This window comes from Streptomyces sp. NPDC090741, assembly GCF_044769045.1.
Taxonomy (GTDB): Bacteria; Actinomycetota; Actinomycetes; order Streptomycetales; family Streptomycetaceae; genus Streptomyces.
Window position 1 is genome coordinate 1 of sequence record NZ_JBIVXF010000040.1, and the last position, 2,680, is coordinate 2,680.

Consider the following 2,680-nt stretch of genomic DNA (forward strand, 5'->3'; position numbering starts at 1 on the left):
GGGTGAGTACAAAGGAAGCGTCCGTTCCTTGAGAACTCAACAGCGTGCCAAAAATCAACGCCAAAAGTTGATACCCCGTCCACTTCGGTGGATGAGGTTCCTTTGAAAAAGACCTGTGAGGTCGCCTTCGGGTGATGCTTGCAGGCGAACAACACAGCGAGGACGCAGTGGTCAGTCGGTCATATTCCGACATGATTGACCCGCTCTAAGTGTGTGTGTACCGGATTACCGGTAAACATTCATGGAGAGTTTGATCCTGGCTCAGGACGAACGCTGGCGGCGTGCTTAACACATGCAAGTCGAACGATGAAGCCCTTCGGGGTGGATTAGTGGCGAACGGGTGAGTAACACGTGGGCAATCTGCCCTTCACTCTGGGACAAGCCCTGGAAACGGGGTCTAATACCGGATAATACTCCTGCCTGCATGGGCGGGGGTTGAAAGCTCCGGCGGTGAAGGATGAGCCCGCGGCCTATCAGCTTGTTGGTGGGGTAATGGCCCACCAAGGCGACGACGGGTAGCCGGCCTGAGAGGGCGACCGGCCACACTGGGACTGAGACACGGCCCAGACTCCTACGGGAGGCAGCAGTGGGGAATATTGCACAATGGGCGAAAGCCTGATGCAGCGACGCCGCGTGAGGGATGACGGCCTTCGGGTTGTAAACCTCTTTCAGCAGGGAAGAAGCGAAAGTGACGGTACCTGCAGAAGAAGCGCCGGCTAACTACGTGCCAGCAGCCGCGGTAATACGTAGGGCGCAAGCGTTGTCCGGAATTATTGGGCGTAAAGAGCTCGTAGGCGGCTTGTCACGTCGGATGTGAAAGCCCGAGGCTTAACCTCGGGTCTGCATTCGATACGGGCTAGCTAGAGTGTGGTAGGGGAGATCGGAATTCCTGGTGTAGCGGTGAAATGCGCAGATATCAGGAGGAACACCGGTGGCGAAGGCGGATCTCTGGGCCATTACTGACGCTGAGGAGCGAAAGCGTGGGGAGCGAACAGGATTAGATACCCTGGTAGTCCACGCCGTAAACGTTGGGAACTAGGTGTTGGCGACATTCCACGTCGTCGGTGCCGCAGCTAACGCATTAAGTTCCCCGCCTGGGGAGTACGGCCGCAAGGCTAAAACTCAAAGGAATTGACGGGGGCCCGCACAAGCGGCGGAGCATGTGGCTTAATTCGACGCAACGCGAAGAACCTTACCAAGGCTTGACATATACCGGAAAGCATTAGAGATAGTGCCCCCCTTGTGGTCGGTATACAGGTGGTGCATGGCTGTCGTCAGCTCGTGTCGTGAGATGTTGGGTTAAGTCCCGCAACGAGCGCAACCCTTGTCCTGTGTTGCCAGCATGCCCTTCGGGGTGATGGGGACTCACAGGAGACCGCCGGGGTCAACTCGGAGGAAGGTGGGGACGACGTCAAGTCATCATGCCCCTTATGTCTTGGGCTGCACACGTGCTACAATGGCCGGTACAATGAGCTGCGATACCGTGAGGTGGAGCGAATCTCAAAAAGCCGGTCTCAGTTCGGATTGGGGTCTGCAACTCGACCCCATGAAGTCGGAGTCGCTAGTAATCGCAGATCAGCATTGCTGCGGTGAATACGTTCCCGGGCCTTGTACACACCGCCCGTCACGTCACGAAAGTCGGTAACACCCGAAGCCGGTGGCCCAACCCGTAAGGGAGGGAGCTGTCGAAGGTGGGACTGGCGATTGGGACGAAGTCGTAACAAGGTAGCCGTACCGGAAGGTGCGGCTGGATCACCTCCTTTCTAAGGAGCACAGTACCGATTGCAGACAAACGTTCTGCACGGTCAGCTCAGGGTGGAACGTTGATTAGTTGGCACGGTCATGAGAGTCCTTCACAAGTACTGCTTCGGCGTGGAAAGTGACGAGATCTTGAATGGTCGTGCTTGGCACGTTGTTGGGTCCTGAAGGTACGGCCGTGAGGTCATGTCTTCAGTGCCGGCCCCAGTGAACTCGCCAGCTTGTCTGGTGGGGTGATGGGTGGCTGGTCGTTGTTTGAGAACTACACAGTGGACGCGAGCATCTGTGGCCAAGTTTTTAAGGGCGCACGGTGGATGCCTTGGCACCAGGAACCGATGAAGGACGTGAGAGGCCGCGATAGGCCCCGGGGAGCTGCCAACTGAGCTTTGATCCGGGGGTGTCCGAATGGGGAAACCCGGCAGTCGTCATGGGCTGTCACCCACTGCTGAACACATAGGCAGTGTGGAGGGAACGAGGGGAAGTGAAACATCTCAGTACCCTCAGGAAGAGAAAACAACCGTGATTCCGGGAGTAGTGGCGAGCGAAACCGGATGAGGCCAAACCGTATGCGTGTGATACCCGGCAGGGGTTGCGCATGCGGGGTTGTGGGAATGAGCTTGATCGGTCTGCCGGCCGGTCGGCGAGTCAGAAACCGTTGATGTAGTCGAAGGACATGCGAAAGGTCCGGCGTAGAGGGTAAGACCCCCGTAGACGAAACATCAGCGGCTTGCTTGCTCATCTCCCAAGTAGCACGGGGCCCGAGAAATCCCGTGTGAATCTGGCGGGACCACCCGCTAAGCCTAAATATTCCCTGGTGACCGATAGCGGATAGTACCGTGAGGGAATGGTGAAAAGTACCGCGGGAGCGGAGTGAAATAGTACCTGAAACCGTGTGCCTACAAGCCGTGGGAGCGTCGCTCAT

Annotated in this window: 2 rRNA genes (1 of these 2 cut by a window edge); both read left to right on the plus strand. The window is 57.3% G+C overall.

Features of this window, described 5'->3' with window-relative positions:
- Nucleotides 1-238 precede the first annotated feature (238 nt).
- A 16S ribosomal RNA gene (locus tag ACIQU4_RS42195) occupies nucleotides 239-1,763 on the plus strand.
- A gap of 282 nt (nucleotides 1,764-2,045) precedes the next feature.
- Nucleotides 2,046-2,680 (plus strand): 23S ribosomal RNA (locus tag ACIQU4_RS42200) (it continues 2,569 nt past the right edge of the window).
- Together the 16S and 23S rRNA genes form the textbook arrangement of a ribosomal RNA operon.